The organism is Micromonospora sp. NPDC051543 (genome assembly GCF_044454415.1).
Lineage (GTDB): Bacteria > Actinomycetota > Actinomycetes > Mycobacteriales > Micromonosporaceae > Micromonospora.
In genome coordinates this window covers 1-25,802 of sequence record NZ_JBITDT010000027.1, presented here as the reverse complement: position 1 = coordinate 25,802, position 25,802 = coordinate 1, and the positions used below count along the sequence as shown (strand labels likewise).

At 72.6% G+C, this 25,802-nt stretch carries 26 protein-coding genes, 2 tRNA genes and 1 pseudogene; 14 read left to right on the top strand and 15 right to left on the bottom strand.

Annotated features, from left to right (window positions below; all coding sequences use genetic code 11):
- Window positions 1-55: 55 nt before the first annotated feature.
- Window positions 56-129 (top strand) — tRNA-Met (locus ACIA3K_RS30735).
- 130 nt (window positions 130-259) lie between these two features.
- Window positions 260-336, top strand: a tRNA-Met gene (locus ACIA3K_RS30730).
- Window positions 337-446: 110 nt separating this feature from the next.
- On the opposite strand, the gene ACIA3K_RS30725 is transcribed toward ACIA3K_RS30730, so the two are convergent.
- Complete coding sequence (locus ACIA3K_RS30725) at window positions 447-4,226, bottom strand: S8 family serine peptidase (RefSeq protein WP_396805220.1); 3,780 nt, start codon at window positions 4,224-4,226, stop codon at window positions 447-449.
- Between the two features lie 172 nt (window positions 4,227-4,398).
- On the opposite strand from ACIA3K_RS30725, the gene ACIA3K_RS30720 reads away from it, so the two are divergent.
- A complete protein-coding gene (locus tag ACIA3K_RS30720) occupies window positions 4,399-4,650 on the top strand; it encodes a hypothetical protein (RefSeq protein WP_396805218.1) in 252 nt (83 codons plus the stop codon).
- 49 nt (window positions 4,651-4,699) lie between these two features.
- On the opposite strand, the gene ACIA3K_RS30715 is transcribed toward ACIA3K_RS30720, so the two are convergent.
- Window positions 4,700-6,031, bottom strand: coding sequence for an ABC transporter substrate-binding protein (locus tag ACIA3K_RS30715; RefSeq protein ID WP_396805216.1), 1,332 nt, complete (start codon window positions 6,029-6,031; stop codon window positions 4,700-4,702).
- A gap of 148 nt (window positions 6,032-6,179) precedes the next feature.
- Here ACIA3K_RS30715 and ACIA3K_RS30710 point away from each other — a divergent pair, with 148 nt between their 5' ends.
- The gene (locus ACIA3K_RS30710; protein ID WP_396805214.1) at window positions 6,180-7,013 is read left to right on the top strand and encodes a phosphoribosylaminoimidazolesuccinocarboxamide synthase; all 834 of its coding nucleotides are present in this window, start codon (window positions 6,180-6,182) and stop codon (window positions 7,011-7,013) included.
- Between the two features lie 18 nt (window positions 7,014-7,031).
- Here ACIA3K_RS30710 and ACIA3K_RS30705 read toward each other — a convergent pair whose 3' ends face one another.
- Together ACIA3K_RS30705 and ACIA3K_RS30700 are read right to left on the bottom strand one after the other, a co-directional pair.
- A complete protein-coding gene (locus ACIA3K_RS30705) occupies window positions 7,032-7,928 on the bottom strand; it encodes a hypothetical protein (RefSeq protein WP_396805212.1) in 897 nt (298 codons plus the stop codon).
- 17 nt (window positions 7,929-7,945) lie between these two features.
- On the bottom strand, window positions 7,946-8,239 hold the full coding sequence (locus tag ACIA3K_RS30700) for a hypothetical protein (protein WP_396805210.1): 294 nt from the start codon (window positions 8,237-8,239) through the stop codon (window positions 7,946-7,948).
- Between the two features lie 104 nt (window positions 8,240-8,343).
- Between ACIA3K_RS30700 and ACIA3K_RS30695 the strand changes: the two genes are divergently transcribed.
- The gene (locus ACIA3K_RS30695; protein ID WP_396805208.1) at window positions 8,344-8,793 is read left to right on the top strand and encodes a hypothetical protein; all 450 of its coding nucleotides are present in this window, start codon (window positions 8,344-8,346) and stop codon (window positions 8,791-8,793) included.
- A 16-nt stretch (window positions 8,794-8,809) separates the two neighbouring features.
- Here ACIA3K_RS30695 and ACIA3K_RS30690 read toward each other — a convergent pair whose 3' ends face one another.
- From ACIA3K_RS30690 to glpK, 3 genes are all read right to left on the bottom strand, one after another.
- On the bottom strand, window positions 8,810-9,259 hold the full coding sequence (locus tag ACIA3K_RS30690) for a YbaB/EbfC family nucleoid-associated protein (protein WP_396805206.1): 450 nt from the start codon (window positions 9,257-9,259) through the stop codon (window positions 8,810-8,812).
- An 88-nt stretch (window positions 9,260-9,347) separates the two neighbouring features.
- On the bottom strand, window positions 9,348-9,770 hold the full coding sequence (locus ACIA3K_RS30685) for a DUF3592 domain-containing protein (RefSeq protein ID WP_396805204.1): 423 nt from the start codon (window positions 9,768-9,770) through the stop codon (window positions 9,348-9,350).
- Between the two features lie 3 nt (window positions 9,771-9,773).
- Window positions 9,774-11,258, bottom strand: a complete 1,485-nt coding sequence (gene glpK, locus ACIA3K_RS30680; RefSeq protein ID WP_396805202.1) for a glycerol kinase GlpK — start codon at window positions 11,256-11,258, stop codon at window positions 9,774-9,776.
- A gap of 76 nt (window positions 11,259-11,334) precedes the next feature.
- Here glpK and ACIA3K_RS30675 point away from each other — a divergent pair, with 76 nt between their 5' ends.
- Window positions 11,335-12,273, top strand: coding sequence for a ribose-phosphate pyrophosphokinase (locus tag ACIA3K_RS30675; protein ID WP_357125905.1), 939 nt, complete (start codon window positions 11,335-11,337; stop codon window positions 12,271-12,273).
- 160 nt (window positions 12,274-12,433) lie between these two features.
- Here ACIA3K_RS30675 and ACIA3K_RS30670 read toward each other — a convergent pair whose 3' ends face one another.
- The gene (locus ACIA3K_RS30670) at window positions 12,434-12,874 is read right to left on the bottom strand and encodes an ATP-binding protein (RefSeq protein WP_396805200.1); all 441 of its coding nucleotides are present in this window, start codon (window positions 12,872-12,874) and stop codon (window positions 12,434-12,436) included.
- 120 nt (window positions 12,875-12,994) lie between these two features.
- Between ACIA3K_RS30670 and macS the strand changes: the two genes are divergently transcribed.
- Both macS and ACIA3K_RS30660 read left to right on the top strand, forming a co-directional pair.
- Window positions 12,995-14,119: a MacS family sensor histidine kinase gene (gene macS / locus ACIA3K_RS30665; protein ID WP_396805198.1), complete on the top strand. Its 1,125-nt coding sequence runs from the start codon at window positions 12,995-12,997 to the stop codon at window positions 14,117-14,119.
- 14 nt (window positions 14,120-14,133) lie between these two features.
- On the top strand, window positions 14,134-14,781 hold the full coding sequence (locus ACIA3K_RS30660) for a response regulator (RefSeq protein ID WP_396805239.1): 648 nt from the start codon (window positions 14,134-14,136) through the stop codon (window positions 14,779-14,781).
- Between the two features lie 5 nt (window positions 14,782-14,786).
- Here ACIA3K_RS30660 and ACIA3K_RS30655 read toward each other — a convergent pair whose 3' ends face one another.
- Both ACIA3K_RS30655 and ACIA3K_RS30650 read right to left on the bottom strand, forming a co-directional pair.
- Entirely contained in the window at window positions 14,787-15,359 is a 573-nt protein-coding gene (locus ACIA3K_RS30655; protein WP_396805196.1) for a DUF5709 domain-containing protein, read from the bottom strand.
- Window positions 15,360-15,410: 51 nt separating this feature from the next.
- Window positions 15,411-16,409 carry an SDR family oxidoreductase gene (locus ACIA3K_RS30650; protein WP_396805194.1) on the bottom strand — a complete coding sequence of 333 codons (999 nt, stop codon included), beginning with the start codon at window positions 16,407-16,409 and terminating at the stop codon, window positions 15,411-15,413.
- A gap of 203 nt (window positions 16,410-16,612) precedes the next feature.
- Between ACIA3K_RS30650 and ACIA3K_RS30645 the strand changes: the two genes are divergently transcribed.
- The gene (locus ACIA3K_RS30645) at window positions 16,613-17,812 is read left to right on the top strand and encodes a glycosyltransferase (RefSeq protein WP_396805192.1); all 1,200 of its coding nucleotides are present in this window, start codon (window positions 16,613-16,615) and stop codon (window positions 17,810-17,812) included.
- A 77-nt stretch (window positions 17,813-17,889) separates the two neighbouring features.
- Here the strand turns inward: ACIA3K_RS30645 and ACIA3K_RS30640 are convergent, their stop codons facing one another.
- From ACIA3K_RS30640 to aroA, 4 genes are all read right to left on the bottom strand, one after another.
- A complete protein-coding gene (locus ACIA3K_RS30640; RefSeq protein WP_396805237.1) occupies window positions 17,890-18,744 on the bottom strand; it encodes a hypothetical protein in 855 nt (284 codons plus the stop codon).
- Window positions 18,745-18,803: 59 nt separating this feature from the next.
- Window positions 18,804-19,622, bottom strand: coding sequence for an inositol monophosphatase family protein (locus ACIA3K_RS30635; RefSeq protein ID WP_396805190.1), 819 nt, complete (start codon window positions 19,620-19,622; stop codon window positions 18,804-18,806).
- A gap of 28 nt (window positions 19,623-19,650) precedes the next feature.
- Window positions 19,651-20,721 (bottom strand): ribosome small subunit-dependent GTPase A, encoded by a 1,071-nt coding sequence (gene rsgA, locus ACIA3K_RS30630; protein WP_396805235.1) that lies wholly within the window; start codon window positions 20,719-20,721, stop codon window positions 19,651-19,653.
- A gap of 97 nt (window positions 20,722-20,818) precedes the next feature.
- On the bottom strand, window positions 20,819-22,117 hold the full coding sequence (gene aroA / locus ACIA3K_RS30625; RefSeq protein WP_396805188.1) for a 3-phosphoshikimate 1-carboxyvinyltransferase: 1,299 nt from the start codon (window positions 22,115-22,117) through the stop codon (window positions 20,819-20,821).
- A 102-nt stretch (window positions 22,118-22,219) separates the two neighbouring features.
- Between aroA and ACIA3K_RS30620 the strand changes: the two genes are divergently transcribed.
- From ACIA3K_RS30620 to rsrA, 5 genes are all read left to right on the top strand, one after another.
- Window positions 22,220-22,930: an SOS response-associated peptidase gene (locus tag ACIA3K_RS30620; RefSeq protein WP_396805186.1), complete on the top strand. Its 711-nt coding sequence runs from the start codon at window positions 22,220-22,222 to the stop codon at window positions 22,928-22,930.
- Window positions 22,931-23,125: 195 nt separating this feature from the next.
- A complete protein-coding gene (locus tag ACIA3K_RS30615; protein ID WP_396805184.1) occupies window positions 23,126-23,518 on the top strand; it encodes a WhiB family transcriptional regulator in 393 nt (130 codons plus the stop codon).
- Between the two features lie 81 nt (window positions 23,519-23,599).
- Complete coding sequence (locus ACIA3K_RS30610; RefSeq protein WP_396805182.1) at window positions 23,600-24,262, top strand: alpha/beta family hydrolase; 663 nt, start codon at window positions 23,600-23,602, stop codon at window positions 24,260-24,262.
- A gap of 216 nt (window positions 24,263-24,478) precedes the next feature.
- Window positions 24,479-25,306, top strand: a complete 828-nt coding sequence (locus ACIA3K_RS30605; protein ID WP_355050537.1) for a sigma-70 family RNA polymerase sigma factor — start codon at window positions 24,479-24,481, stop codon at window positions 25,304-25,306.
- Between the two features lies 1 nt (window position 25,307).
- The gene (gene rsrA / locus ACIA3K_RS30600; RefSeq protein WP_355050536.1) at window positions 25,308-25,595 is read left to right on the top strand and encodes a mycothiol system anti-sigma-R factor; all 288 of its coding nucleotides are present in this window, start codon (window positions 25,308-25,310) and stop codon (window positions 25,593-25,595) included.
- 89 nt (window positions 25,596-25,684) lie between these two features.
- On the opposite strand, the pseudogene ACIA3K_RS30595 reads toward rsrA, so the two are convergent.
- Window positions 25,685-25,802 (bottom strand): annotated as a pseudogene (locus ACIA3K_RS30595) (thiamine phosphate synthase); the annotation flags it as partial.

The window sequence follows — 25,802 nt, the reverse complement described above, 5'->3', positions numbered from 1 at the left end:
GTATCGGAGTCGCTTTGCGGTGCCCCGGGTCGGTGCGCTACGGTTATCGAGCCGACGCGGGGTGGAGCAGCTCGGTAGCTCGCTGGGCTCATAACCCAGAGGTCGCAGGTTCAAATCCTGTCCCCGCTACGAGAGAGAAAGCCCGCCTCCGATCTTCCGGAGGCGGGCTTTCGTCATTGGCGCGTCCGCTCGCGTGGTGGCCCGGTGGCGACCCCCGCTGATCATCGCCGGGACGGGTGGGTTAAGCTTTAACAGCCGACGCGGGGTGGAGCAGCTCGGTAGCTCGCTGGGCTCATAACCCAGAGGTCGCAGGTTCAAATCCTGTCCCCGCTACCACGTTGTACGACAAGAACCCGGTCCCCTGATGGGGCCGGGTTCTTCTCGTTCCGGTCGACGTCGCCGCCAGTGCGGGCGGGGGCCGGCGCGAACCGGCCCCCGCACACATGTCACCGCAGGCCGAAGGCCCGCATGACGGTCTGGGTGACGCCACCGCCGTTACGCTGCTTGGCGGTGACCCGGATCGACACGTACCCGGCCCGGCCCGGCGCGTTCAGGGCCGCCGTCCACGCGCCCTTGCGCTCCTTGAGGCTCTGCCGTTGCCAGGTGCGCCCGTCGTCGTACGACACCTCGAGGCCGAGCGAGGAGACGCCGTCCTTCGCGGCCGTGCTGCCCACCACCACCGGGGTGATGGTCAGGTCGTTCCGGCGCGGCGCGCGACCCGCCAGGTCCACGTCCGTGCCGTAGTCCAACTGGACCAGCGGCATCGCCTGCACGTCCGTGCCAGTGACAGCGCCGGAGAAGAAGGTCCAGTCGGTACGCGTGCTCGACGAGTACGGGCTGAACTCCGGCTTGGTCTCCGTCTCGACGACCAGCCGGTACGGTGACCGCTCCGCCGGCAGATCACCGGCGAACAACTCCGGCCAGTTCTCGAACTGCACCAGTTGCCGGTCGCCCTGGTAGAACGAGATTCGTTGCAGCATGGCGGCCCCGCCGCTGTGCGCGGACCCCCCGTCGCCGAACCCCTGGATGTAGGCGCTGATCCCGAACTCGCCCCGGAACGGGATGTCGTACGTCAGCAGGCGTGGCCGCGTGATGGGCCCGAACCAGCGGTCCTTCTGGACGCTGCCCGGCCGGTAGGCGATCTCATCCGTGTACGACCGCCCCCAGTCGAGGACGTCGGCGAACTGCTTCCACCGGACGCCGTCGCCGGCGGAGACCCAGTCGGTACGCGGTCCCGGGGCCACCGGCTGGAAGCGGAACCCGCGAGCGGCCGCCCACTCGTACGGCGGGAAGTCCGTCCGGGTCTCGGCGGCCTGCTGGCCGGGTGGTGGGGCGAACACCAGGTCGATCCGGGCGAGGTGCTTCGGGTCGGTCCTGGGCGACGGGTCGACGGGTACGCCGCCACGGTGGTAGTCGACCAGGTCGTAGAGGTATCGCGACGAGGGGTGGGCGGTGACGGTGAGGCGTACCCCCTTGCGGCCGGCGGCGGTGATCTTGCCGATCAGGCTCTCGCCGTCGCCCGCGATCAGCGACGCGACCGGGAGCGGCCCGGTCGTCGTACCGTCGGATTCTCCATACCACTCGCTGGCGCGGCCCTCGCCGTCGTTGACGACCAGGAGCAGCGCCGCGCCGGCGGCGATCGCCGCCTTGACCCGGTCCGACGGGGACACGGCGTCGTCGCGCCGAACGACGACGGCCTTGCCGCGGGCCGGGACCCCGGCGTAGTCCGCCGTCGCGCCGGTGCCGGCGAAGACGGCGTCCAGGCGCGTGGTGCCGTCGGTCAACGGGCGGGCGCCCGGCTGTGCGAGTGGGTCACCGGTACGACGGCCGTCGTGGCTGATCTCCAGTGGCGTCTGCTCCGCCCGGATCCGGGTGGTGAAGACGAAGCTGCCCTCCCGCACCGCGCCCCTGGTGGGGAGCGCCCACAGACTGTCGTAGGTGGCGCCGGGCCAGAACGTCTCGCGCAGGGCGCTCGAGTCGCTGGGCGTCGGCTCGCGCGAGGTGAACGAGCGGTAGACGTCGATGCGGCTGTTGGTGACGGCGGTCGGCTGCGCTGTCGCCACCTTCACCTGACGGGCCGCCGAGGCGTCGAGTACGACGACCCGGTTGCTCGTCAGCGCGACCTCGGGCACGGTCAGCATCGCCAGGCCGAGGGAGCCGTCGCCGTGCAGGCCCTCGACGTCGACCGCGCCGACCACGGTGTAGGAGCCGGGTGCCCATCGGCTGACGAGTTTTCCATCCCGTACCCACATGAAGGTGGAGACGCCGTCGGCGCTGACGATCTCGACCTCGCCACTCATCGGCCGGCCGCCGCGGTCCTTCAGGTGGATCGTGAGGTCGTACTTCCTGGACTCCACCGCGATCCCGACGGCCGTGTGCACGACGCCGGCCGCGTGGCGGGCGGTGACCCGGGCGGAGTACCGGCCGGCGGCCAGTGCCTTCGGGTCCACCACGACGTCGACCGTCGAGGTGCCCCGCGCGGGCACCGTCACCTGGCCGGCGCCGACCGCGAACGTCGTGGCGGGGGCGTCGGCGCCCTCGACGGCGAGCGCCAGGGTGATGGCGCTGTCCGTGGTGTTGGTGTAGGTGATCTTCCGGGTGATCGGCTTCGGCTGCGCACCGGGCGACCACGGGACGAGTCCGGCGTCGACCGATCCGGTGGCGATGATCTGGTCCTGGTGGTAGGCGGCGGCCACGTTCAACCGACCACTACCGGCCCGGTAGGCGCTGTAGTCGGGCGTGGGCACGCTGGTGCCCATCAGGGCGTCCTTGATCTGGCTGGCGCTCCAGGTGGGGTGCTTCTGCGCCAGCAGGACGGCGGCTCCGGCGACGTGCGGCGCCGCCATCGAGGTGCCGCTGTCCAGACGGTAGAAGCCCTCGCCCCACTCGATGTGCTGCGAGCGCGCCGCCAGCACGTCGACGCCGGGGGCGGTCAGGTCGGGCTTGAGGCCGTCGTCGATCATCCGGGGCCCGGCGCTGGAGAAGTCGGCCAGGTGGTCGGTGGCGTCCACCGCGCCGATGGTGAGCGCGGCGTCCGCGGTCCCGGGCGCGCCCAGGGTGTACGGGTCCGGGCCGCTGTTGCCGGCCGAGACGACGAAGAGCGCGCCGGTCTCGGCGGTCAGTTGGTTGACGGACTGGCTCAGTGGATCGTCCTGGCTGTGCCACGCGCTGACGCCCAGGCTCATGTTGATCACCTTGGCGTGTTCGGTCCGTGCCGCCCACTCCATGCCGGCGATGATCCCGGAGATCGAACCGCTTCCGAAGTCGTCGAGGACCTTGCCGATCACCAGGTCGGCGTCGGGGGCGACACCCCGCTCCCGACCATCCGACGCGGCGCCCGTCCCGGCGACCGTGGAGGCCGTGTGGGTGCCGTGCCCGTTGCGGTCGATGACATCCTGGCCGGGGATGAAGCTTCGGGACGCCACGATCCGGTTCACCAGGTCCGGGTGGGTCGTGTCCACTCCAGTGTCCAGCACGGCCACCCGTACGCCGGCGCCCGTCCCGCCGGCGGCCCAGGCCGCCGGAGCGCCGATCTGAGCGGTGGTGTCGGCGAGGGCGGCCTTCGCCCTGCCATCGAGCCACACCTTGTCGATGCCGGCCGTGAAGGAGGGCGTCGCGGTGTCGGCGGCGCGGACGGTCGACGCCGTCCCGCCGGGCTGGCGGCCGCCGGTGAGGGCCGACCAGAAGTCGGCGGCCCGGGGGCGGTGGGCGCGGATCGCCTGGCCACGGACCGACGGCAGGTCCAACGTGGTCTCCGCGCCCGGCAGGTCGGTGCGGCTCCGCAGCGCCGCCGAGCCCGCCGTGCGGGTGACGACCAGGGGGAGCGCGTCGGCTCGCGCGTCGTCGAAGCCCTGGGCGACGAGTTGGGTGACGTCGAAGAGTTGCTTGTCGAGGCGACCGGTGGCCAGGTACGGCAGCGCCTCGTCCGGATACACGTAGGTGTCGCCGCCCTCGGTGGCGATGCGTACGGCGCCGGTGGCGCCCGGGGCGCGGACGACGTCCACCGTGGGCGTCGTGCCGTCGCGCTCGGGGGTCAAAGTCACCCGGTCGCCGGTGACGAGCGTGACCGTCACGGGTGCGGCCGGGGCGTCAGCGGCCCGACCGGGTGGTGTCGGCGGGGGTGGGGACGCCGGAGCGCCGTGGGCTGTCGTCGGGGTGACGAGAGCGGCGACGAGGGTGACGCCTACCGCTGCTGTCGCAGATCTTCGGGTGGGAGAGAGCCGCACGGTGCCTCCTGAGATGACCAGTTGCCGAATCCGATCATCTCGATGGATTGATGTAAAGATCATCTCTTTTACCGTGTGGTTGCGGGCGCATTGCGCGGCCGGCCGTGCCCGGTCCCGTGAATTTGGCGCTTACCGCCGTGCCGAGGTTGCGCCCTTCGGCGAGGATGGGCGCATGTCTTCCTTCGGCAAGTGGTGGGGCCGGCTCAGCGCGGTCCTCGGTGCGGTCGTCCTGGCGGTTTTCGTGCCGGTCGCGGCCTGGGCGTCCACGGGGACCGGCGAGGTCGTGGTGGAGGCCGCGCGGCGGCGCCGGGGCGGCGGCGGCTTCGGCTTCCTCGGTCTGCTCTGCTGCCTCGTGGTGGTCGCGATCATCGTGTTCCTGGTGCTGCGCCTCACGCGTAACCGTCGCGGCGGCCCCCCGCGCTGATCCGTCGCGCCCACGGGTCGAGGCCCGGCCCGTCGGCTGACGAGCCGGCTCAGCCCGCCAGGGCGCCGATGGCCTGGGACAGGAAGCGGGCGGTGGCCTCTCGGGTGCCGTCCCGCTTGACCCGGACCCGCTCGGCGGCGGTGACCAGCAGGGTGCGTACCTTGGCGTGGCCCTTCGGCGGCGGTGACGGCGCCGGCCCGAGCTGATCGGCCAGGCTCTCACCGAGAGCGGCGGCGCGCTGCTGAGCCGGGTCGGTGATGCTGCCCTGGGTGTACCGGCGAACGGCGAGGCTGGGGTTGAGGCCCCGCTCGTGGCCGAGGACCGTGCCGGCCTCGCCGTTGGTGGTCAAAAAGTTGATCACGTCGGCCACGGTGTCCGCGTGACGGGTGCCCCGGAAGCCGGCCCAGTACATCGACGCGCGTGCCCACTGGGCGCCCGGCGGCCCCGGGAAGCCCACCACGCCCAGCTCGGAGTCGGTGAGTCGTTGCAGCTCCGGCAGTTGGTGGGACCAGGCGAAGGACGCGGCCGTCAACCCGGTGACCACCGGCTGCCGGGACGGCTCCCCGCTGTCGGCCTGCTCGACGAGGGCCGCACCCGGCGTCGCCCGGCCGGCGCGGGCCCGCTGCCACAGCTCGAACCAGGCAATCAGCTCGTCGGCGCCGAAGCCCAGCTCCCGATCCCGGTAGAACTCGCCACCCTGGGACCGGAGCCAGAGCCAGAGGGCGCGGTAGTCGCCGGACGCGTCCATCGTGCCGGCCACCTGGCCGTCGCTGGCCTCGGTGACCAGCTGTGCCCACGCGATGTAGTCCGCCCAGGACATTCCGCCGCGCGGTTCGGGCACCTGCAGCTCGCGCAGCAGGTCCCGGTTGAAGACCACGGCCGCGAGGGTCTGCCCGGCGGCGACCCCCGTCGTCCGCCCATCCACCGTGCCGTACCGGACCAGGCCCTCGGGCAGGCCACGCAGGTCCAGGCGGTGATCGGCGATCGGCTGGCTCAGGTCGAGCGTGATCTGGCGTTGGGTGTACTCGGCCAGCATCGAGTCGTCGAGCTGGATCAGGTCCGGGACGTTCCCGCCGGCCGCCTGGGTGGCCAGCCGCTCGTAGTAGCCGTCGGCGCCCTGCCAGGTCACCCGAAAGGTGACCCCCGGGTTGCGCTCGGAGTACAACCGGAGGGCCTTCTCCGTCAGCTCGGCCCGCTTCGCCCCGCCCCACCAGAAGACCGACAGCTCGACCGGGCCGTTCCCGGTCGAGGTGTCGGCGCCGTCGCTGCACCCGGCCAGTCCACCGGTGGCCAGCAGGGGAGCGCCGAACAGCGCGGTGAGCACCCGGCGTCGGCCCGGGTCGGCGCCAAACCGGTCGATCGGGGGACGAACAGCGGGCACGGGGTCTCCTGGCACCGACGGACGGGGGTCGGACCATTCACGCAGGCGGCGCAGGAGGGTGTCAACGTCCGTCCGGTCACCCTGGCCGGCCCGTGGGCCCAGGGGTGGCCGGACGGACCCGGCGGCGTCACGTGGTGTACTAGGGCACGTGGAACTTCTGCACTCGGGCAAGGTCCGGGACGTGTACGCCGACGGCGACGACCTGATCCTGGTCGCGTCGGATCGCATCTCGATCTACGACGTGCCGTTGCCGACACCGATCCCGGACAAGGGTCGACTGCTCACCGCGCTCTCGTTGTGGTGGTTCGAGCAGCTCGCCGACCTGGTGCCGAACCACGTCATCTCGGCCACCGACGTGCCGGCCGAGTTCGCCGGCCGAGCGATCCGCTGTCAGCGGCTCGACATGGTCCCCGTCGAGTGTGTCGCCCGCGGCTACCTCACCGGCGGCGGCCTGCGCGAGTACGAGCGCACCGGAACGGTCTCCGGCGTACCGCTGCCCCGGGGGCTCGGCGAGGCGTCGATCCTGCCCGAGCCGATCTTCACCCCGTCGAGCAAGGCGCCGGCCGGCGAGCACGACGAGCCGATCAGTTACGACGACGTGGTGGCCAAGGTGGGCCGGGAGACCGCCGAGCGGCTGCGGCAGATCACCCTCGACATCTACCGGCGCGGGGCCGAACTGGCCGCCGACCGGGGCATCCTGATCGCCGACACCAAGATCGAACTGGGCTGGGCGTCGGACGGCACCCTGGTGCTCGCCGACGAGCTGCTGACCTCCGACTCGTCGCGGTTCTGGCCCGCCGAGTCGTACCAGCCGGGCCGTGTGCAGTTCTCCTACGACAAGCAGTACGTGCGGGACTGGGCCACCGGTAGCGGCTGGAACAAGCTGCCGCCCGCGCCGGACGTACCCGCCGAGGTCGTCGAGGCGACCCGGGCGCGCTACGTCGAGGTGTACGAGAAGCTCACCGGCAACCGCTGGGAGTGACCGATCGGCCTGGGGCCCTCAGTGGTTCCAGGCGTCGTTTCCGAACAACCGCGACCACAGGTTGTCGACCACGCCCGAGGTGCCGTAGACGGTGTCCCCGTCGCCGTCCGTGCCGGCCGGCGCGACCTGGGTGCCGCCTCCATAGACCAGGTAGCCGGGGCCGGTCGGGGAACCGACCGCGTGTCGGGCGCCGCTGTGGATGCCGTACCCCACGAAGTCGCGCTCCCACTTCGACAGGAACCCGGCGGCCACGTTGTCGAGCCCGTCGACGGTGGCCTGGACCAGGTCCTTCAGCACTCCGACGTCGCCGCTGCCCAGGTGGGCGCCGACGTCGAACGAGGCGGCACCCGCGATGGCCGCCGCACCGCCGGTGGCGACCGCCTCGGCCATCGTCTCGATCCCCTTGAGGAAGCTGAGCGCCGAGGCGGCGAACGAGTTCGCCGTCGCCAGGGCGGACGCCGCCGCCGGTGCGCCGACGACGGTTGCGCCGGCCGCCGCGATGAAGGCGGCGAAGACCGCCAGGATGGTGGACACCACCGCGTACGCCACGACGAGGGCGAGCAGGACCCCGCCGACGCAGAGCATGGTGACGCCCACGGTGACCGCCAGCACCTGGGTGCCGACGACCTGGACGCCGTACGCGTTGATGTGCGCCCCGAACGCGTCGCGGTCCTTGCCGCTCCACTGTTCCGGGGTCAGGGTCGCGAGGGCGTCGTCGAGGTTGCCGTGGGCGGTGCCGAGCTGGTCGTACATGGCCAGCCAGTCGCCGCCCCTGCGCATGATCGCCTCGGGGTCGCACTGGTTGAAGTAGACGATCTGGGCGATGGGCCAGGCGGCGGGGATGACCGAGACGGCCACGCTGATCTCCGCCATCGCGATCTTCGCGGCGGCCGCGGGGTAGGTAGGGTCTGCCATGTCGGTCTCCGACGGTCTCAGCGGGGAGCGATGGTGCTGGCGGTTTCGGCGGCCTCCCAGTTGTCCGCCGTACGGCCCAACCGGGACCGGACCTCGGCGAGATGCTCGCGCTTGGTGCGCAGCTGCTCCTCGACGAACTCGATCGCGCCCACGTAGGCGACCGCGAGCTGTGGCACCACCGAGGTGAAGTTGCTGTGTTCGATGGCGCGGGCGGACGTCAGCAGCTCGGCGCAGGCGTCGAGGGGCGGCCCGACCTGACGTTCGATCGTCTCGCCCAGCGCGCGGATCGCCGGCGGGTCAACCTCGATCATCGACTCTCCCCGTGTGCGTGATCGATGTCCATGGTGCCGGAGCGCGGACAGCCTAACAGGATCATGGATGGGCGTGAGTGCCCGTCGCTGGTAGCCTGCGACCCATGGCAGCCGGACGTTCCGCGTCGACGCCCCCCGAGGACTACCTGACCCGGATGGCCCGCCGACCGCGCTGGCAGCGGGTTATGGTGCCGATCCTCATGGTCCTGGTCCTCCTGGTGCTGCCCATCGGTCTCGGCCGCAACCTGATCGGCGCCGAGCGGGTGAGCATCCAGGTCGAGTCCTGTGACAACGGTGGTCCCAAGGGGACCCAGCGGTGCCGGGGCACCTGGAACATGTCCGACGGAAGAGTGGTCAGCGGCCCGGTGGGCGGCGGCTCGCTGCACACCGGCGACCGGGTCGACGGCTGGGCCAACGGCGACCGGGCCACCGCCAGCCTGATGGCCTGGCTCATCGCCCCGCTGATGGTGGGTGCGGTCCTGTTGGCGGTGACGGTGGCGCTCGCCGTCGTCTTCCTGCGGGCGGGCGTGCAGCGGGTGCGGCGCGGCCGCTGACCCGCTCCCACGCCCGTCAGACCCCCAGCTGGCGCCGCAGCCGTTCCAGCATCTCCGTGCTCTCCCGGAGCGGCCCGCTGACCATGTCGTTGAGCTGCGCCAGCTTCGCCTGCGCCGCCGCCGGGTCGTGGAGCACCGCCGCGGGGCCAGCCGGACCACCCAACTCCCGCATCACCTCGGCGGTAGACCGCGCCAGGTCGGCCCGCGCCGCACGCAGGAGCCCCGCGACCAGTTCCGACAACTCTGCGGCGGGCAGGCGCAGGGCCCGTGGGTCGATGTGGAGTTCCCGGGCCGGGTCGTCGGCGGTGCAGGTGACACGGACGAACCCGTTCTCGCTCTCCGCGTGACCGGTCAACCCGGTCAACCGTTCGCGCAGCTCCTCGCCGCGGCCCAACTGCTCGCGCATCCGCGCCGCGAGTTGCGCCATCACGTCCGGGTTCGGTGTGCCGCCGATCGGCCCGCTCATCGGTTCCCTCCCGCTGTCGTCGATGTGAACGGCCGACGGTACCCACCCGGGCCCACCGCTGGAAGGCCGGGCCACTGTGGAGCGTGGATCAGCCCAGGCTCACGAAGATCCCGACGCCGACCAGCAGCACGATCACGCTGACGGTGAGCAGCGAGACGAACGGGACCAGCACCGAGGACCTCCCGACGATGCTCGGCGACTCGACGAGGATCCGGTTCGGACGCTCGGCTTCGTACACCACGGTGACCGGCCCGGGCGCGGCCGAGAGTGGGGTCTGCCGGAAGCGTCCCGGCGTCGCGGTCACCTCGGCCCCGTCGGCCAGTCGGTACCGCACCACGGGGTAGTAGGTGCGGGGACCGTTTCCCCGGGTGACCGGACGGAGCTCCACTACCTCACCCGGCGTCCGTACGCCCCGGCGCAGCAGACCGAGGTCGCGCCGGAAGCGGACGAGGGCGTACGCCATTCCGGCCAGGCCGAGGCCCGCCAGGATCGCCAGGACCACCTGCGGCATGACTCACTCCTCCCAGTCGAGCGTGCGCTGGACGGCCTTGCGCCACTGACGCAACTCCCGCTCGCGCAGCTCGGGAGCCATCATCGACTCCCACTGCGCATCGGAGCGCCACTGAGCGCGCAGGGTGGCGAGGTCGGGCCAGAAGCCCACCGCCAGGCCGGCGGCGTACGCGGCGCCCAGGCAGGTGGTCTCGGTGATCCGGGAGCGGACCACCGGGACGTCGAGCACGTCGGCGAGGAACTGCATGAGCAACGTGTTGGCGGTCATCCCGCCGTCCACCCGGAGCCGGCGCAGCGCCACGTCGGAGTCGGCGTCCATCGCGTCGACCACCTCGCGGGTCTGCCACGCCGACGCCTCCAGCGCCGCCCGGGCCAGGTGCCCCTTGGTGATGTAGCCGGTCAGGCCGGCGATCACCCCGCGCGCGTCGCTGCGCCAGTGCGGGGCGAAGAGACCCGAGAACGCCGGGACGATGTAGCAGCCGCCGTTGTCGTCCACGGTGCGGGCCAGGTCCTCCACCTCGGCCGCGGAGGAGATCAACCCGAGGTTGTCCCGTAGCCACTGCACCAGCGATCCGGTGACCGCGATGGCGCCCTCCAGGGCGTACGCCGGTGGTTGGTCCTTGATCCGGTAGGCGACCGTGGTGAGCAGGCCGTGCGTGGACGGCACCGGGGTCGCGCCCGTGTTGAGCAGGAGGAAGCTGCCGGTGCCGTAGGTGCACTTGGCCTCGCCGGGCTGGAAGCAGGTCTGTCCGAACAGGGCGGCCTGCTGGTCGCCGAGCGCGCTGGCCACCGGCACCCCGGCGAGCACTCCACGGGCCGTCCCGTACACCTCGGCGGAGCAGCGGATCTGGGGCAGCATCGCGGCCGGCACGCCCACCGCGTCGAGCAGTTCCGGAGCCCAGTCGAGGGTGGTGAGGTCCATCAGCAGGGTCCGGCTGGCGTTGGTCACGTCGGTGACGTGCTCACCGGTGAGCTTCCAGATCAGCCAACTGTCCATCGTGCCGAACAGCACCTCGCCGCGTTCCGCGCGCTCGCGCAGGCCGTCGACCTCGTCGAGCAGCCATCGCAGCTTCGGGCCGGCGAAGTAGGTGGCCAGCGGAAGACCCGTACGGGCCCGGAACCAGTCCTCGCCGTACGCCGAGGCAAGCTCGCGCAGCAGCGGACCGGTGCGGGTGTCCTGCCAGACCACGGCGTTGGCTATCGGCCGGCCGGTGGCCCGGTCCCAGACGACGGTGGTCTCCCGCTGGTTGGTGATGCCCACGGCGGCGAGCCCCGACGGATCGACGCCGGCGGACCGCAGCGCCTCGGCGACCACCTGCTGGACGTTGTCCCAGATCTCCTCGGCGTCGTGCTCCACCCACCCGGGTCGGGGAAAGATCTGCCGGTGCTCGCGCTGGGCCGCGGCGACGACCTCCCCGGCGGCGTCGAACACGATGCACCGCGAGGAGGTGGTGCCCTGGTCGATGGCGGCGACGTACTGGGGGGTCACGGCAGCACCGTACCCGCAGTGGCGGCGTGGTGCGACACGCGTCACGTCGGCCCCGCGTCGCCTACGATGTGCGAACGTGCGCGACATCGCCGTTTTCAGTGGAACTGCCCATCCCGACCTCGCCGCCGAGATCTGCGCCCACCTGGGGGTGCCGCTGCATCCGGTACGGGTTTCCCGGTTCGCCAACGACTGTCTCGAGGTGCAGTTGCAGGCCAACTGCCGGGAGCGGGACGTCTTCCTGATCCAGCCGCTGGTGCCACCCGTGCAGGAAAACCTGGTCGAGCTGCTGCTGATGATCGACGCGGCGCGGGGCGCCTCCGCCGGCCGGATCACGGTGGTGCTGCCGCACTACGCGTACGCCCGCTCGGACAAGAAGGACGCGCCACGGATCTCGATCGGCGCCCGGCTCGTCGCCGACCTGCTGACCTCGGCGGGAGCGGACCGGGTGCTGGCGCTGACCCTGCACTCGCCACAGGTGCACGGCTTCTTCAGCGTCCCCGTCGACCACCTGCACGCGCTGCGGGAACTGGCCACGCACTTCCGGCGGTACGACCTGAGCAACACCGTGGTGGTCTCGCCCGACCTGGGCAACGCCAAGGAGGCCGCCGCCTTCGCCCGGCTGCTCGGCACGCCCGTCGCGGCCGGCGCGAAGCAGCGGTTCAGCGACGACCTGGTCAAGATCAGCGCGGTGATCGGTGAGGTCGCCGACCGGGACGTCATCGTGCTGGACGACGAGATCGCCAAGGGCAGCACCGTGATCGAGCTGATGGAGCACCTGCGCGACCTGAAGGTCCGCTCGATCCGGCTGGCCTGTACGCACGGCCTTTTCTCCGGTGACGCGCTGCGCAGGCTCAGCGACCAGGACGGCGTGTTGGAGATCGTCTGCACCAACACGGTCCCCATCCCGGCCGAGAAGCGGGTGGCGAAGCTCCAGGTCCTCTCGGTCGCCCCGGCCCTGGCCGAGGCGATGCGCCGGATCCACAACGGCGAGTCAGTCTCCGCCCTCTTCGGCTGACCCGCCCCCGCCCCCGCCCCCGCGCTCGCCCTCGCCCTCACCGCGCCGATCTTGCACTTTGTGTTGCCTAAATGTCGCCTTGGGGACGCTATGTCACCACCGAAAGTGCAAGATCGACGCGGCGGGGGAGCGGGGACGGGGGCGCGGGGGTGGGGTGGGGTTAGGGGGTGTGGAGGGTGGCGGTGATTCGGACGGTGGTGCCGGCTGAGCTGGTGGCGATCTCCATCGCGTCGGTCAGCTCGCGGGCCAGCCAGAGGCCCCACCCGCCGGCGGTGTCCGCAGCGGGACGGCTCCGGTCACCGAGGCGCTGCGGGGTGATGCCGTGCCCGTGGTCCGCCACCTCGCAGAGCAGCTCGCCCGGCTCCTGCCAGAGCCGAAGCCACCCGCGCCCGCCGCCGTGCCGCACCGCGTTGGTGATCAGTTCGTTGACGGCGAGCACGAAGTCGTCCAGCCGTTGGCCGACGAGGCCGCAGGCGTACGCGCAGGAGGTGACCGAGTGTCGAATCTCGGTCACCTGGGCCTGGTCGAAGGCCTCGGCGATCAGGAGGGAGGGTTCGATGGGCACAACCGTACGCGGTGCGTGCGGATCTGCATTCGTCATGGCCCTGTCCCGGCGGCGGATCTCGGAATATTTCGCGGCTTTTCAACCGTACGTCAGGGTTTCCCGGACCGCACCACGTGGCCCCCGCGTCACCGGCCCGGCTGTGGCATCCTGACCGCCATGCCGTCGCCGCCGGGTGGTTTCGAGGTGCCGCTGTGGCGGGCGCTCACCGTCTTCCGGCTGGCCTCCCTCGCGTACGTCGTCGTTCTCGCCGTACGCGACGCCGACCGGTACGCCCACCCGATCATCGTCGGCGCCCTGGTGCTGGTGATGGTCATCTGGACCGGGGTGGCCGCCGTCGCGTACGCCCGACCTGCCTGGCGTCGCTGGCCACTGCTGCTGGTCGACCTCGGCCTGGTGATCGCCATCGTGCTGTCCAGCCCGTGGGTGGTGGGACGGCAGGCGCTCGGGCACGGCGTACCCACTCTCGGGGTGGCCTGGATGGCCGGCCCGGTGCTGGCCTGGGCCGTCTCCGGCGGCCGGCGGCGCGGCACGGTGGCGGCGCTGCTGGTGGCCGGCGCGGACCTGGCCACCCGGGAGCGGATCGGCCAGTCCTCCTTCACCGGGGTGATCCTGCTGCTGCTCGCCGGGGTGGTGGTCGGGCACGTCGCCCGGCTCGCCGTGCGCGCCGAGGAACGCCTGCAACACGCGGTGGAGTTGGAGGCGGCCACCCGGGAGCGGGAGCGGTTGGCCCGCGGCATCCACGACTCGGTCCTGCAGGTGCTGGCGTTGGTGCAGCGGCGCGGCGCGCATCTGCCCGGTGAGGCCGGGGAGTTGGCCCGGCTCGCCGGTGAGCAGGAGGCCGCGCTGCGCGCTCTGATCGCCGGCACCACGCCCGCCGGAGTCACCGGAACGGACGCGGTGGACCTGCGGGACCTACTCGGCCGGTACGCCTCGACGGCGGTGTCGCTCTCGGCGCCCGCCACCCCGGTGACCCTGCCCCGGCAGGTGGCCGGCGAGTTGGCGGCCGCCACCGGCGCGGCCCTGGACAATGTCGGCCGCCACGCCGGGGGACGGGCCTGGGTGCTGGTCGAGGACGAGGGGGAGACCGTGACCGTGTCGATCCGTGACGAGGGGCCGGGCATCGAAGAGGGCCGACTGGCCGAGGCCGCCGCGCAGGGGCGGCTCGGTGTCGCCCAGTCGATCCGCGGCCGGGTGACCGACCTGGGCGGGACGGTTCGGATCATGTCGAGCCCCGACGCCGGCACCGAGATCGAGCTGAGCGTGCCGAGGGCGCGGCCGTGAACGCCGTTCGGGTGATGGTGGTCGACGACCATCCGATGTGGCGCGAGGGCGTGGCCCGGGACCTGGCGGAGGCGGGCTTCCTGGTCGTGGCGACCAGCGGCGAGGGGCGGCAGGCGATCCGGATCGGCGCCGCCGCCCGACCCGACGTGGTCGTGCTCGACCTGCAACTACCGGACATCTCCGGGGTCGAGGTCGTCGTCGGGCTGCGCGCCGTCCTGCCCGCCGTGCGGGTGCTCATGCTCAGTGCCAGTGGCGAGGAGCAGAGCGTGCTCGACGCGGTCAAGGCCGGAGCCACCGGCTACCTGGTGAAGTCGACGGCGCCCGACGAGTTCCTCGACGCGGTACGTCGCACCGCCAACGGCGACCCGGTCTTCACGCCCGGCCTGGCGGGGCTGGTGCTGGGGGAGTACCGCCGGTTGGCCGCCGGGCCGGAGGCCGGCACGGTCGACGACGGTGAGCCGGGGACGCCCCGGCTCACCGCCCGGGAGACGGAGGTGCTGCGTCTGGTGGCGAAGGGGATGTCGTACAAGCAGATCGCCGAGCGGCTCGGCCTGTCCCACCGTACGGTGCAGAACCACGTGCAGAACACGCTCGGCAAGCTGCACCTGCACAACCGGGTCGAGTTGACCCGCTACGCCATCGAGCGTGGGCTGGACGACTGACCAGCTCAGACCGAGCGCGGCGGCTCGGTCTCGTGGATGGCCAGCTCCTCCGCGGTAGCCCCGCCACCGGCCGAGCCCGCGTCGTACGCCACGGAGTCGGTCTCCTGGTCGGTGTGCGCCCCCTCGTCCGGTTCCACCAGCCGGCCCACGGTGGCGTCGGCGACCGTGCCGAGTTGACCGTGGTCGTAGAGGGAGACCGGCGAGTTCGGGTCCGAGGTGGGACCCGGGTCCATCACGTCGGCGTCGAGCTGGGCCTGCGCCGCGGCGGCCTCGTTCTCCGCCTCGAAGGCGATCTTCGGGTCGACCGGGCCGGCGAGCGGGTCGTCCACCGGACGCTCGTACACCTCGCGGTCGAGCTTGTAGTCCAACGACTCCCCGTCCAACTGCTCCTCGGCGGTCGTCCCGAACCGGTCCACCGCCACCGGCGTACGGTCGCCGGGGATCTGGGCCGGCTCCGGACCGTCCGCCTCACGCCCGGTCAGGACGTCGTCGTAGGCGGTCGAGTCGTCGTCGGCGGTGTCGGGCAGACCCTCCGCCTCGGTGTCGGACACGGGGGTCGGGAACTCGTTGTCGCGCATGTCTGATCACTACCCGCTGCCCTCCCGCCGTAACCGGGGCAGGGCCGGTCATCAGCGGACCGACCGGGAGCGGCGGTTGATCGCCGCCATCGTGCCGACGGCGGTGCCCGCCGCGGCGAGACCGAACGCCGCCGTCATCCGCACCAACTGACGCCGTCGGCCGTGCCAACCGCCGTCGCGGCTGGCCTGCCCGTCGGCGTGGAACACGTTGCCCGTGCTGTCCAGCCGGGCGCCCGGGCCGAACTGGGTGCGGTGGGTGTACCAGCCGAGCGTCCGCTCGACCAACGCCGGCGCCAGCCGCCACTGGAGGCCGAGCAGCCGGGCGGCCCCACCGGCGTACGCCTCCCGGCGTGGCCGGCGCAGCAACCGCACGATCGCCTGGGCGACCACCTCCGGTGGGTAGACCGGCGGGGGTGGCACCAGCTCCCGACCGCTGTGGTTGGCCGCGTGCCGGAAGAACGGGGTGTCGATGGTGGCCGGCAGCACGGTGCAGACGGATATCTGCCCCCGACCGGTGACCCGCAGTTCCTGCCGGACGGTGTCGGCCAGGCCGCGGATGCCGTGTTTGGCGGCGTTGTACGCCGACTGGTACGGCATCGCCACCTCGGCCAGCACCGAGGCGTTGTTGACCAGGACGCCCCCGCCGGCCGCTTCCAGGTGCGGCAGCGCGGCCTTGATGCCGTGCACCGTGCCCAGCAGGTTGACCTCCAGCACCCGCCGGAACTCGGCGACCGGGATCTCGTCGAACAGACCCACCGCGCCCACCGCGGCGTTGTTCACCCAGGCGTCGACGCGGCCGAATTCGACCACCGCCCGCTCGGCCAGGCGCTGCACGGAGTCGAGGTCGGTCACGTCGGTGGGTACGGCCAGCGCGCGGCCACCCAGTTGCCGGCAGCGCTGCGCGACCTGTTGTAGCGCCTGCTCGCTGCGGGCGGCGAGGACCACGGCGGCACCACGCCGCGCCAACGCGTACGCGGTGGCCGTGCCGATCCCGCTGGACGCGCCGGTGATCACCACGGTCGAGTCGTCGAGGCTCCGGGTCAGCGGCATTTCCCAGCGGTACCCCGGGTCGGGGCCGGTCATACCACCGGCCGGTGAGGTTCCGATTCGGGGCCGCTGTGATTGCCGTGGCGCAAGTGTCGGTGGCACTCGCGGTGACTGTTCCCGATCTGCCAGGTTTCGACTCGGCGCCCGCAGGTTAATGGGACGCTCTGACCGGGACCGCCGAGGAAAAGATCGCAGGGAGGTGACCCATGCGCGTCGGCCTCGTCTGCGCGCACAGCAGTTCGTACCGGCACGCCGACGGCCCGCCGGTCGGCACTCGACAACACATTGCGAGGGTCGCCGCCGAGTTGGCTGGTAGAGGCCATGATGTCCGGATCTACGAGCGCCGGGACGACCCGGAGCTGCCGGCGACCGTGGACGTCGACGGCTACCGGGTGCACCGGGTGCCCGTCGGTCCGCCGAGCGCCCTGCCCACGGCCGGACTCGTCCCGCACGTCACCGAGTTCGGGCGCTGGCTGACCGACGAGTGGGCCGGCGCCTGGCGTCCCGAGGTGGTGCACGGGCACTACTGGGTCGGTGGGCTGGCTGCCGCGCACGCCGTTCGGGAGACCGACATCCCGGTCGTACAGACCTTCCACTCGCTCGGTGTGGAGCAGCTGCGCCACCTCGGCGGCGGGTACGACGGCCCGGGGGAGCGCATCCCGCTGGAACGGGCGCTGACCCGGGCGGTGGACATCGCCGTGGCCCAGTCCAACGACGAGGTCGACGAGCTGACCCGGATGGGCCTGCAACGGACATCCGTGGCGATGGTGCCGGCCGGGGTGGACACCGCGCAGTTCCACCCGGACGGCGAGGCGGCTCCGCGCGAACAGCGGTCCCGGATCCTCTCCGTCGGCGGGCTGTCCCCGGGACACGGCCAGGACGACCTGATCCGGGCGATGCGGCTGGTCGGCGACGCCGAGTTGGTGATCGCCGGTGGTCCACCGGCGGACCAACTGTCCCACCACACCGAGGCACGCCGCCTGCGCGAACTGGCCGAGCTCGCCGGGGTCGCCGAGCAGGTACGCCTCGTCGGAGCGGTACCGCACGACCAGATGGCGACCTGGTACCGCTCGGCCGACGTGGTGGCCTGCACTCCGCACTACTCCTCGGCCGGACGCGTCTCCCTGGAGGCGATGGCGTGCGGGGTACCGGTGGTCGGCTACGCGATGGGCGGCCTGGCGGACGCCGTCGTCGACGAGGTCACCGGCCGCCTCGTACCACCCGGCGACGTCCGGACGCTGGGCCTGTCCCTGCGCCGGCTGCTCGCCGACAACGCCGGCCGGTTCGCCTACGGTCACGCCGCCGTGGACCGGGTCCGTAGCAGCTACACCTGGGAACGGACCGCCGCCGCACTGGAACGCCTCTACGAGCGGGTGGCGAGCCGCCGCAAGCCCGTCGAGGCCTGAAAGCCGCAAGCCCGTCGAGGCCGGAGAGACGGCCAGAGCCCACGTCGCGTCCGCGGGACGCGGCGTGGGTTCTCGTCTCAGGCGGCTCGGCCGGCGCCGACCATGTCCCGGTCACTGCGGCGGGCCAGCGCGCGGTGCTGCTGCGGCTGGGCGTACCGGGTCAGGCCGATCACGGCGGCCAGGGTGACCAGGAAACCGACGGCGGCCAGCCACTCGCGCCCCGGCCAGATCTTGTCGTTGAGCAGCAGCAGGCCGACGATCGCCGCGGGCACCGCTCCGGCGGCGTCCATGGCGGCGACCGCCGCGGTCGTCGAACCGCGCTGCATGGCCAGGCCGAGCAGCAGTTGGCCGACGATCGAGTGGCCGATCAGCAGGTAGAACAGCGGATCGGCGAGGAACGCCTCGGCCGACGGCGCGGACGCCAGGGGCCGGGCCGCGACGGCAGCCGAGGAGAACGCCAGACCGGCCAGCGAGCCCAGCGCCACCGAACCGGGAGCGCCGTGCAGTCGGACGGCGAAGAAGCCGAGCACCGCGATGACCCCGAGCGCCACCAGCAGGGCTATCGAGCCGGCCGTGCCGAGCTGCTTCGACGGCGCCGGCCGCGCGGCCAGCACCAGCGCGGTGATCCCGGCGAACAGCAGCGCCAGCAGGGCCACCTCGGCCATCGGCAACCGCCACTTCAACACCAGCACACCGATGATCGCGGTCACCCCGAGCCCGGCCGCCACGCTCGCCTGCACCAGGAACAGGGGCAGATCGCGCCGGGCCAGGAAGGCCAGCACGAAACCGCCGATCTGGCAGGTCAGCCCGACCAGGTACGTCCGGTGCCCGGCCAGCCTCAGCAGCAGCCCCGGATCGAAGGTGTGGTGCACGGTGGTGCGCGCCGCGGCCACCGACTGGAGAAGGTTGGCGAAGCCGTACGCGACGATCATCGCCGCGAGGAAGCACCAGCCGGAGGAGACCACCTGGCGAGGATAGAGGTTGTCGGCAGTCAGCGCTCGGCTGGTCGATCCAGACGGGCGAGGATGTCGGCGTGCAGCACACCGTTGGTGGCCACCACGCTGCTCTCGGTGCCGGGCTCGCCCGTCGGCGCGGGTCGACCGGTCAGATCGGTGATCCTGCCGCCCGCCTCGGTGACGATCGGCACCAGCGCCGCCACGTCCCACAGGGACAGTTCCGGCTCGACCATCACCTCCAACGCGCCCTCGGCCAACAGCATGTAGCCGTAGAAGTCGCCGTACGCCCGGCTGCGCCAGCCGGCTCGCAGCAGGTCGAGCAGCGCGTCGAGCCGCCCGGCGTCCTCCCAGCCGGTCAGCGACGAGTAGCAGACGCTCGCGTCGCCGACGTCGCGTACCGCGGAGACGCCGATCCGCTCGCCCGCGTCGGGACCGGGACCGGCGTACGCGCCCGCGCCCGCGCTCGCCCACCAGCGCCGTCCCAGCGCGGGGGCGGACACCACGCCGACCGCCGGCCGGTCACCGTCGTACAGCGCGATGAGGCTGGCCCACACCGGCACCCCACGGACGAAGTTCTTGGTGCCGTCGATCGGGTCGACGATCCACCGGCGGCCACCCGGCTCGGCGGCCGGCTGCGCGCCGTACTCCTCACCGAGCAGCCCGTCGGCGGGCCGGTGCTCGGTCAGCAGCGCCCGGATATCCCGCTCCACGGCGGTGTCCGCGTCGGAGACCGGTGTCAGGTCCGGCTTCGTGTCCACCCGCAGGTCGAGCGCCCGGAACCGGGCCGTGGCGATGGCGTCGGCGCGGTCCGCGAGCAGGTGGGCGAGGGCGAGGTCGTCGGCGTACCCGGTCATGCCGGCAACCTAGCCGACGTCCACCGGGTCACTCGTCGGGCCCGCGCCGGTCGCCCTCGCCGGGGCCGCGCTGGTCGCCCTCACCGCGCACGTCGCCGTCGCCGGCCCGGGAGGCCAGCAACCGGCGGTACGACGCCAGCCGGCGCGGGTCCGCCTTCCCCGCGGCCACCCAGGCGTCCAGCCCGCAGTCGGCCTCGTCGGCCGTGTGCGGGCAGTTGGGCGGGCAGTCGACGGTGCCCTCCACCAGGTCGGGGAACCCGTGCAGCAGGCTGTCGGCGGAGACGTGCGCCAGCCCGAAACTACGGATGCCCGGGGTGTCGATGATCCAGCCGGGGTCGGTGTCGACGCCGGGCACCGGTGGCAGCCGCAGCGCCACCGCGCTGGTGGAGGTGTGCCGGCCGCGACCGATGGCGCTGACCACCCCGACCGCGCGCGCGGCGTCCGGGACGAGGCGGTTCACCAACGTCGACTTGCCCACCCCGGAGTGCCCGACCAGCACCGACACCCGGCCGCTGAGCAACGCGCGCAGCGCGCCCAGGTCGGCGTCGGGACGGTTGAGCACGTACGGCAGCTCCAGTTCCGTGTAGTAGCCCAGCACCTCCTCCGGCCCGGCCAGGTCGGCCTTGGTGAGGCAGAGCAGCGGGTCGACGTCCGCGTCGTACGCGGCCACCAGGCAGCGGTCGATGAATCCGGTGCGCGGTGGCGGGTCGGCCAACGCGCTGACGATCACCAACTGGTCCGCGTTGGCCACGACGACGCGTTCCAACCGACCCTCGGCGGTGGTCTCGTCGTCGTCGGCCGTGCGGCGCAGCACCGAGCGGCGCTCGGCGATCCGGACGATGCGGGCGAGAGCGCCCTGCGCGCCGGAGGTGTCGCCGACGAGGCTGACCCGGTCACCCACGACCACCGACTTGCGGCCCAGCTCCCGGGCCCGCATCGCGGTCACCGTCGGCAGCTCGGCGCCGACCGCCCCCCGTTCGGCGCCGGACAGCACACACTGGTAGCGCCCCCGGTCGACGGCGATGACGAAGCCGTCCACCGCGTCGGAGTGCCGGGGCCGGGTGCGCGTACGCGGACGCGACGACTTCCCGGGCCGCACCCGCACGTCGTCCTCGTCGTACTCCCGCCGCTTGGTCGCCAGGACCCGTCCTCTTTTCCGCGTCAGCTCTCAGTGAGCGTCCGGGAATCCCGGACGCTCACTTGCCGGTCACCATCGCAGACCATAGTGCCGGGAACTCGGGCATGGTCTTGGAGGTACAGCCGACGTCGTCCACCTCGATGCCCGGCACGGCGAGCCCGGCCACCGCCGCGGCGTGCGCCATGCGGTGGTCGTGGTAGGTGCGGAAGACCCCGCCGCGCAGCGGCCGGGGCCGGATCGCCAGGCCGTCCGGCGTCTCGGTGACGTCGGCCCCGAGCGCGGTGAACTCCTGCGCGAGGGCGGCGAGCCGGTCGGTCTCGTGGCCGCGGATGTGCTCGACGCCGGTGAAGACCGAGGGCGAGTCGGCGAGCATGGCCAGCGCGGTCAGCACCGGGGTCAGCTCGCTGACGTCGGAGAGGTCGGCGGTCAGGCCGTGCACCACCCCGGTGCCCCGGACGGTCAGCCCGTCGGTGGAGAGGGTGACCTCGCCGCCCATCCGCTGCAGCAGCGAGCGGAGTTGCTCGACCGGCTGCGCGCTCCGGTGCGGCCAGCCCTGGAGCGTCACCTCACCGCCGGTGACCAGGGCGGCGGCGAAGAACGGCACCGCTCCGGAGAGGTCCGGCTCGATGTCCCAGCCGCGCCCGGTGAGGGGGCCGGGCTCGACGGTCCACACGTCGGGGGTGCTGTCGTCGACGGCGGCGCCGGCGGCCCGCAGCATCTGCACGGTCATCCGCAGGTGCGGCGCGGAGGGCACCGGCGGGCCGACATGGCGGACCACCACGCCCCGGTCGAAGCGCGGGGCGGCCAGCAACAACGCGGAGACGAACTGGCTGGACACGGACGCGTCGATCGTCACCTCGCCGCCGGTGACCCGACCGGTGCCGAGGACGGTCAGCGGCAGGCTGCCGGTGCCGGTGACGTCGATCCGGACGCCCAGCGAGCGCAGCGCGTCGACCAGCCGGCCGAGCGGCCGGGTGCGGACGTACGGGTCACCGTCGAAGGTGACCTGCCCGTCGGTCAGGCCGGCCACCGGCGGCAGGAACCGCATCACGGTGCCGGCCAGCCCCACGTCCACGTGGGCGGGGCCGACCAGCGGGTGCGGCCGGACCAGCCAGCGCTCGTCGTCACTGATCGAGACGTACGCGCCCATCTCGCGCAGGCCGGCGGACATCAGCTCGGTGTCCCGGGCGCGCAGCGGCTCGGCCAGGGTCGACGGCCCGGCGGCCAGGGCGCTGAGCACCAGGGCACGTGCGGTCATCGACTTGGAGCCGGGTAGGCGCAGCGTCGCCGCCACCGGGTCGGACGCGGTCGGTGCGGCCCACGGCTGTGGCGGCCGGGTCGCGGTCAGATTCCCCACGGTGACATTCTGCCCTGTCGGCGGGTGGGTGACGTCGACCGGCTTACGTACTCCCGGTTGGCGGGACAGCAGGCGGGGCCCCCGGCGGGTTAGCGTGAGCGCATGTGCGGCAGGTACGCGACGACCCGGGGCGCCGGTGAGCTGAGCGCCCTGTTCGAGTCGTCCGACGACACCGACGGGGTGCTCCGGCCGGATCACAACGTCGCGCCCACCGATCGCGTCCCGCTGGTCCGGCTCAGTCCCGAGGGGCACCGCAGCCTCTGCGTCGCCCGCTGGGGTCTGCTGCCGCACTGGTCGCGGTCCGCCGCCGGCGCCGCCCGCATGATCAACGCACGGGCCGAGACGGTGGCGACCAGCCGGGCGTACGCCGGTGCGTTCGCCCGCCGCCGGTGCCTCGTCCCGGCGGACGGCTGGTACGAGTGGGTCCGTCGGCCCGATGGCGGCCGGCAGGCGTACTTCATGACCCCGGCCGACGGCTCGGTGCTCGCCCTGGCCGGGATCTGGTCGTTCTGGGAGTCCGGGGCGGAAAGCCGGCTCACCTTCAGCGTGCTCACCACCGCGGCGCTCGGCGATCTGGCCGAGGTGCACGACCGGATGCCGGTGCTGCTGGCCCCCGAGCGGTGGTCGTCGTGGCTGACGCCGTGCGACGAGCCGGAGCGTCTGCTCGCGTCCGCGTCGTCCGACCTTCTCGCCGGGTTGGAGATCCGCCCGGTCGGGCCGGCGGTGGGCGACGTGCGCAACGACGGCCCGGAGTTGACCGCCCGTGTGTCTGTTCCGTCAATGTCGTCCCCACCGGAGTTGACCCTGTTCTGAGAATGAGAGGCATCGTCGAGCGCCGATTTGCCAGGTTCTGATCGATTCGTCGCCTGGCCGTTCAGCCATGTTCTTGAAAGCCCCTTGTCCCGATGTCCGAAAGTGCGATACAACACAGCGCCGGTAGTGGCTGTCGGTTCGCACGGGGCGGACGACTTCACCGATCCTGCCGGTCCCACGGGGGAGGTGGGTGAAATGACACGGGCGCGTATGCCCCGCCCGCACGAGGTGGCTGCGGCACGTAGAGATCCGCGGCTGCTCAGGGCCCTACGAGAACGTCGACAGGACGAAGCATGGCGCACCAGAGGGACGTGCCAGAGCGTCGATCCGGAGACCTTCTTTCCGGCACCTAACGAACCGGCCGACGCCGCTGTCGCACTCTGCCGCAGTTGCGACGTGCAGGGCTCCTGCCTGGCGTGGGCGTTGGAGGTCGGCGACTGTCACGGCGTCTGGGGGGCGACCACACCGCGCGAGCGGCGGGCGATGCTCGTCGCGTGGCGCGGCGAGGTCGCACCCGACCCGGACGCGGTCGACGACGCCGGCCCTCCGGTCCGCGACCGCCTGCTCACGCTGGTGCCGCTGAGCTGACCATCAACGTGCCGCTGAGCTGAGCCGACCAGCGCGGCGAACCGATCCCGGTGACCGGCCCGGTCGGCGCAGAATGGGCCGGTGCTGCCCAGCGAAGAGATCGACACCCCGCGCGGCCCGGCGCGGATCGACACCGACCCACCGGCCGGCCCGACCGTTGCGCCGGGCCGGGCGGCCGGCGTCGCGACGGCTCGTGCGCCGGCCGCCCTGTTGGTGCTCGGCCACGGGGCGGGCGGCAGCGTGGACGCCCCCGACCTGCTCGCGGTTCGGGACGCGGCGGTCACGGCCGGCCTGACGGTGATCCGGGTGACGCAGCCCTACCGCGTCGCCGGCCGTCGCGCGCCGGCCCCCGCCGGGCACCTCGACGAGGCGTGGACGGCGGTGCTGGCCGCGCTGCGCGAGCGGCACACCGACGTACCCACCATCCTGGTCGGTGGTCGTTCCAGTGGCGCGCGGGTCGCCTGCCGGACGGCCGGCGCGGTCGGCGCGGCCGGCGTTCTCGCGCTGGCCTTTCCGCTGCACCCGCCCGGCAAGCCGGAGCGGTCCCGGGCCGCCGAACTCGCCACCGGCCTGCCGACGCTCGTCGTCAACGGCGACCGGGATCCGTTCGGCGTGCCCGGCTCCGGGCCGGGCGTGCAGGTCGTGACCCGGCCGGGGGAGACGCACGACCTGCGACGCGACCCGGCCGGCACGGGCGCGGTCGTCCGGGACTGGTTGCGCTCCCACGGTTGGACAGCCGACTGACCTCGGGGACCGTTTCCGCTGCTGGGCACGGGTCGTTGCATCCGATGGTGCCGCCCGCCCGAACCGGACAGGTGGTACCAGTCCTCCCAGGCCCTTCCTGGTCCCAGCGCCGGCGTCACCGGCGCCGGGACCAGGAACGGGAGAGCCGGACGGAATGCCCCAAGGGTCATCTCGCGTTACTAACCCCGGACGACTTTTCTGCGAGGGGGGTGACCGGTGCCGACCGAGACACGAAGCCTGGAACGGGACGAGCGGGACGCCCGGCAGCTACGGCGGCTGCTGGATGGTCCGGACTGGCCCGTGACAGCGGGACCGGGCGGGGTGGGTGCGGTGAGCACGAGCACACCGGCCGGAAGTGAATCTGTGGGCAGGTCCGTGCGCGTATCCTCGGCGGGAAAGCATCCGACGCGAGGGGATGTGCGGTTGACCACCGAGAAGACGGACGAGCGCAGGGCCCGGTTCGAACGGGACGCGATGCCATTCGTCGATCAGCTCTACGCTGCTGGGCTGCGCATGACGCGTAACCCGGCGGATGCCGAGGACCTGGTCCAGGAGACGTACCTGAAGGCGTACGCCGCCTTCCACCAGTTCGAGCAGGGCACGAACCTGAAGGCCTGGCTCTACCGGATCCTGACCAACACCTACATCAACTCCTACCGCAAGCGGCAGCGCCAGCCGATCCAGGCGCCGACCGAGGAGATCACCGACTGGCAGCTCGCCGAGGCCGAGTCGCACACCTCCAGCGGTCTGCGTTCGGCCGAGACCGAGGCTCTGGACCGGCTGCCGGACAGCGACGTCAAGGAAGCCCTCCAGCAGTTGCCGGAGGAGTTCCGCCTGGCTGTCTACCTGACCGACGTCGAGGGCTTCTCCTACAAGGAGGTCGCCGACATCATGGGCACGCCGATCGGCACCGTGATGTCGCGTCTGCACCGCGGCCGTCGTAATCTGCGCAAGCTGCTCGAGCAGTACGCCGCGGAGCGGGGCTTCAGCCCGGCCCGGTCCGCGAAGGGCTCGACCGCTGCCGCTGCCAGCCGGGAGGTGTGACGTGAGCTGTGGAGAGCCGCACGAGACGGACTGCCGCGAGGTGCTCGCGGAGGTCTACCTCTACCTGGATCTCGAGTGCGCCGACGAGCGGCGCGCGCTGATCCGGCACCACCTCGACGAGTGCGGGCCGTGCCTGCGCGAGTACGGGCTCGAGCAGGAGGTGCGGGCGCTGGTCGCGCGTTGCTGCGGCAACGAGACCGCGCCGGACCAGCTGCGTGAGCGGCTGCGGGTGAAGCTCACCGAGCTGGTGGTCTTCGAGACGAGCGATTCCCGCGAACTGGCCGACTGAGCGTCGGCGTACCGAAGCACACACGCCGGTGGGGCCGGGGGGTTAACCCCCCGGGGCCCCGGGGTCGCCGCCGCGGGCGCGGGGGGGGGGGCCGGGGCCGGGGGTTGGGGGGCGGCCCCTCGGTGACAGCGGGGGGCCCCCACCGCCAGCGCCACGTGCAGTCGGTCGTTGACCAGGCACGTCGCCCCGTACGGCGCGCACAGCGCG